Annotated in this window: 2 protein-coding genes; both read right to left on the bottom strand. The window is 36.7% G+C overall.

Annotated elements, in window-relative coordinates; genetic code table 11:
• Positions 1-1574: 1574 nt before the first annotated feature.
• A complete protein-coding gene (locus E1171_RS09625; protein ID WP_155205792.1) occupies positions 1575-3047 on the bottom strand; it encodes a SusD/RagB family nutrient-binding outer membrane lipoprotein in 1473 nt (490 codons plus the stop codon).
• A 19-nt stretch (positions 3048-3066) separates the two neighbouring features.
• Positions 3067-6201, bottom strand: a complete 3135-nt coding sequence (locus E1171_RS09620) for a SusC/RagA family TonB-linked outer membrane protein (protein WP_155205791.1) — start codon at positions 6199-6201, stop codon at positions 3067-3069.
• Positions 6202-6216: the final 15 nt, after the last annotated feature.

Genomic DNA, 6216 nt, shown 5'->3' with positions numbered 1-6216 from the left:
TCACTCTTTCTAATTGAAGAAAAAATTAACTCCATGAAAAATTGAGCCATGTCAATTTACTTATAATAGCATCCGGTAGGCAATCGATCCACCTTCCCAATTTCTTCCCTATAAAAAGCCCTAAAAAAACTTGTGAAATATTTTCAGAACTTTCTACAACGGTGTCCCTATAGCTCAACCGATCTTCTTTGTACCATTTAGCTAAGTACTGAATACCTTCCAGAATATTACCTGCATAATCTCAAACAAAAAAGCCCCGTAAAATAACCATTAATTTGCAATTGTTTACAGTTGCTACATTTGATTGGAAGTTATGTTAAAAAGGGAAGTCGTATTAAAAAGAAAATGGAGAGTTTCGATTTTAATATTTGAGAAAAAACTCGAATAGAAACCAGAATTAAAAAGAAGTTGTATCGACTTTTGATACAGACTTGTCATGTAATAGAAAGAATATTCTGATAATGCTTTAAAAGGCAAGCCGTTGAGCTGAGCTATCAAGGAAAAAAAATCAAAGGATTAACCCATGAGTTAGTGAGTAAACCTAGAATTGATTTATCATTGAGTAGAAGGGCTTTCCAGAGTACAGAAATAGCCGTATTCCAGGTCAAGGAAAGCTGAAAATAACTGTAAAAAAAAATCAGAATGATAAAGAAAAGTCTTATGAGGGGCAAAACTAGCCCATGTAATACAAAAAATGTTTATTACTATTTTCTTCATAAAAAATAGAAAATCTACCAATTTAAAAACAGGAAGCAAGTTATAGGGATCCTCAGGATTCTTACGAAGCGAACAGACCTATGGAAGACCTAGTGTTAATAAAGAGACAAAAGCCAGGAGTTACAAGGTTTCGTATCCCCGTGTGGCTAGAATTTTGAAGTTTAAAGAAATTAATACCAAACCTTTGAAAAGAACTATATAGACTACGAATCCCAAGCCTAAATACACCTTTGCGAAAAACCAATTAAAATAATATTATAAGCCTTATAATTCAAAAATAGCAGGAGTTACTGACAAAACAAACATCAAACCTCAGGAAAGCAGGAGTTACCTAACCATTATGGTTGGCCTTTCTGAAAGGAAAATAATTGGATAGGCTTTGAATAACGGAATTTTTACAAACAATGCGAACGTGCCTGATTTTAAAATAGACATCAAAAACGGACGGGTAACTCCATGACTGATCTCTAACTCGGAAAGAGGATTTTTTTTATTCTTCTACCGAATTACCAATACCTTAAAGGATTTTAACATCGAACATAGAGTGAAACGTTAAAGGGGATGGTGAAATAATTAGGGGGAGAATACTTCTTTAAAAAAATCAAAGAAGATTGTGTTTATCAATTTAAACTCACCAATCGATTTGCTGCCGAAACCAAGATATCTCGGTACATTGCAATTGGGTAAAACAAAAAGTAGAAAATCTCTTTGAGCTACGGAACTAAGTTTTAACAAATAAATGAGTTGCTTTTAACCTAAAAATTATTCGCTTTTTAGTTAAAAGCCCATAAAATAGATAAGAAAAAAAGACTACCCTCCGGTAGCCTTTTTTTAAAGTTATATTACTCCTAAAATTATTACTTGTCCCACCAAAGCTTATCGAAGATACCAACATCTGGAACATTCTTACTATTTTTCTCTAGCTCTGTTTGAGGGTATAGTATCCTACGTATAAAATTATTTCCAATTGGAGAACCATTTGCAATTGGAATATGTAAATAGCTTGGATATTTATAATCGTGCCTTCGAACATCTACCCAACTTTCAACACCTTGCGTAAACATGGCTTTATGTTTCTCCGTCATTACCTGTTCTAAAGACACCCCAGTTAATCCAGTAAAATTATTAAGGTACCCCTCCATCTCCAAAGCAATAGCTTCAAGCTCCTCTGAAGAATAATGTTCAGCATCCTCTAAAATTGTAGGCATCACCTTATCTAAAGAAGCTTTCACCGCCATATTATAGGCTTCATCAGCCCTTCCTTGATTTTCTAAACGAAGAGCAGCCTCTGCCTCTATAAATAACATTTCAAAATAAGTAGCTATTAATACAGGGGATCCTTCTTTTCCAAAATAACCATAAGGCCCAACTGGAGAATAACTATTTGGATCGGTTCCATATCCATTCTCCTTCCCAACGTGTCCTACAGGATCCGTGGTCCCATAAGGAGTTTGATCAAAATAAGCATGAACCCTAGGATCGTTGTTATTCAATAAAGCATCCATAAATACCTTAGAAGCAATAATTAAATTATTTAGGTAAAGGCTATACCAAGGATTCAAATGACTAACACTACCTTCATAATTATATTGAAAGTCCATTGATCCATCAAAACCCGCATCTTTTGCCTTATCAATAGCAGCCAATGCTTTTTCTGCAGACCCCCCAGGATCAATTTCACTCAAATGATTATGATACCTGGCCTGTAAAACATAAGCAGCTGCCTTCCAATTATCTTTACTACCTCCGTAAATTAAATCACCACTAAGTTCCACATCAGAATTCTTTTCCAAATTAGCAAGCCCTGAACTTAATAAGGCTTGAATCTCTTTGTATATAGACTCTTGGGAATCATAGACAGGATATAGATACTCTTCAGAATTTAAGGCCTGTGACCAAGGAATATCCCCATAAACATCTGTGAGATGCCCTAAACCTATTGCTGTCAAAATTTCAGCCACGCCTACATAAGACCAGGCTTCTTGCTCCGCTCCCTTAATCCTTAAATCATTAAGATCCATAAAGGCTCTTCGGTACATAAAATCGAAAGTGGTCTCTTCATCTGCATTTCGGAATATATATCGATCATAAGAAACTCCACTCGCATGATTCCCTGCAAAATGCTGGGTAAACAAACCACTGAACCTATCCCAATCATCTCCAAAACCCTCAAACACATCGGCTTGGGCGGAGGTTAAAACCAAGTTTAAAGAAACCTTTTCTGGGTCGTTTATATTTTTATTTACCTCTTCAAACTTTTCTACACAGGCCTGAGTTCCCATTAAAATCAGCCCAAGGAATATTGCTTTATATAAAATATTTTTTTTCATAATTTTTCCAAATTGATAATTAGAACTTCAACTTTAAACTGGCAGAATAACTCTTTGTACCTGGGTATGACAGCTCGTCATATCCTTGGGCATTTCCTACACCCATTGCACTAACCTCCGGATCAACACCAGTATATGGAGTCCACAAGAACAAATTTCTACCTGAAAGGGTAAAATCTATTGACTTAAATGGAGCGCGACCAAACAATTTCTTTGGAATACTATAAGTCAAAGAAACATTTCTTAACCTAACCCATGAAGCATCTTCGACTAAGGTTTCGTCTACATAAACATTGTAATCATGCCAATAACCATTATCCATTGGAATAGCTTTAGTATTTTTTACTCCGGTAGAATTTCCCTCAGCATCCACTACCATTCCTTCAACAACCGTTGTAGCAGTTGAATGAGGATCACCATCATAATAGCGTTCACCAGTAGACTCATGAAGACCTGAATACTGTAAAGCAGCCTTAGTTCCATTTACAATATCTCCTCCTTTTTTAATATCTATCAAGAAAGCTAAGGTTAACCCTTTATAACTCAATGAATTATTAATCCCTAGATTCCAATCAGGCAACACATTTCCTAATTTCTGCGCCTCACTGGCAATAACAGGATAACCATCAGCGTCCACCAAGGTATTACCATTTTCATCTTTCTCAAAACCTACCCCATATATTGCCTGGTATGGTTCGCCTACCCGCGCTTCAATTGTGGCGGATGACCACCAACCTGTACCAAGAACAATATTATCCAATCCTTCCGCAATTTCCTTAACAGTATTTTCATTTTTGGTAAAATTAAATGATAAATCCCAATTTAATCCATTGACTTCAATAGGGTTATTTATTGCTAAGACTGCCTCTATACCTTTATTTTGTATTGTTCCTGCATTTTGAATCATTGACCCATAACCTGTTGTAGTAGAAACTGGAACTTCTACAATTTGATCTTTTGACAGGGTATTATAATAAGATAAATCCAAGGACAGCTTTCCATCAAAGAACCTCAAATCAGTACCCAATTCCCATGAATCTGTAATTTCCGGTCTAAGTTCCGGGTTTCTCTTTATGTCACTTAAAGAATATCTAAGGTTTCCAAATCTCCCAGGAGCACGATTAACATATACATCGGAAAGAGAATAGGGATCAGCATCCTTTCCAACCCTTGCCCAAGAAGCTCTCAGTTTACCTAAAGACAACCAGGAAATATCTGTTAACTCTGAGAAAACAAAACCAAGATTGGTAGAAGGATAGAAATAACTATTATTATCTGAAGGTAAAGAAGATGAAAAATCGTTTCGACCAGTCAAACCTAAATAAAGATAATTATCATAACCTACAGTTACATCAGCAAAAACACCCATTCTAAGGTAATGCTGAGCGGAAGGATAAACTGTTTGCTCAGAAGCTGTCTCAATATTATCAAATCCAGGAACCGTTAATCCCAACCCTCGAACAAATAATTGATTATACCTGGTTTGATAAATATTTCCCCCAACAACATAATTAAGTTCGAAAACATCAGATAAATTTTTAACTCCTGTAAATAATAGATCAGAGTTTAACACCATGTCATTTACCCTAACCTCCTGAATTAATCCTTCATTATTGGTAGTTCTTCGTGACCCAAAAGGAGAATACTCCTTTCGTTCATCAGCATAAGTATCTATCCCCTGTTTAAAACTAACTGTTAACCAATCTGCCACATCATAACTAACCCCCATGTTTCCTATTAAACGGTTTACATATCCTGCCTCTCCTTCATATTCCATGGTCCATTGAGGATCATTATATGAAGGACTGAACCAAATAGGTAAGTTATTTTCATCCTGATACTCTCCTTCTACATCCCACATGTGATGCCAATAAGCCATTACTCCCATTAAACCGCTACTTCCCTGTCGGAATTTATGAGTGTTAGTTCGAATATAATTGGCAGAACCTTCTACCTTTAACCTATCGGTCACCTTATGTCCTCCTCTTATCATAAAAGAGGTTCTATTGTATTTGGAATTCTTCACAATACCTTCATTTGCCAAAGAAGAAACCGATGTATAATAATGGGTTTTATCAGTACTTCCAGAAACTGCAAGATTCACATTCGTATTAGATCCCTTTTGCCACACACGAGAAAAATTATCCTCAAAAATTGGAATAGGTTGGCCACTTACATCTTTTACTCCTCCCATAGCATCGCCTGGTGCATCAACCCAAATTTCTGTTCCATCAGGAAATTTAGGATTAGATGCATAGGCAGGTCCCCAAGACCAGTGTGTTCTATTGGAATAGCCACCGTCACGACCCCTAGCATATTTATGGGTAATTCCTGGTAATTTATTTACTTCTTCAATAGCATGGGATATACTAAAATCCACATTAAGTCCATCTTTACCTTTACCAGATTTAGTAGTAATAATAATCGCCCCATTAGCCGCCTGGGCCCCATATAAAGCAGCGGCAGAAGCGCCCTTTAATACTGACATACTTTCAATATCATCAGGATTAATATCTACGGCCCTGTTTGTACTAACCGGAGCATTAAAATCTGCAGCAAAGACGGTATTCACATCATTATTACTAATAGGGACACCATCAACCACATAAAGAGGCTGGTTGTCCCTGTCCAGGGAAGTAGATCCCCGGATAATCACATTAACACCAGCTCCAGGGGTAGATCCAGCATCAGTAATCTGAACCCCTGCTACCTTTCCACTTAGGGCCTCAAAAGCATTGGTATTGGTAGCTTTTTCTAACTTATCGGCGTTTACTTCTTGAACAGAATAGCCCAATTTTGCCTTATCCCTTTTTAGGCCCATCGCTGTTACCACAACTTCAGAAAGTTGCTGAACGTCTTCTTTCATCAAAATATCTATCACTGACTGAGCCCCAATTTCAATCTCCTGACTTTCCATTCCAACAGTAGAGAATATTAGAATTCCTCCATCCTGGGGAATCCCACCCAATGAATACTTACCATCAAAGTCGGTAATTGTCCCTATTGCGGTACCTTTTAATAATACATTGACTCCAGGTATCCCATAACCATCAGTTTCTGAGGTTATTGTACCTGTAATTGTCTTTTCCTGCGCAAAGGCTCTACTAAACAAAGCCCCTACTAACATGAAGCATAGTAGTACGTTTTTCTTCATTTTAGATTGGTTTTA

It is taken from the genome of Xanthovirga aplysinae, assembly GCF_009711365.1.
Lineage (GTDB): Bacteria > Bacteroidota > Bacteroidia > Cytophagales > Cyclobacteriaceae > Xanthovirga > Xanthovirga aplysinae.
Note: the sequence above shows the minus strand (reverse complement) of the source record. Positions and strands in the feature narration are given on the sequence as shown.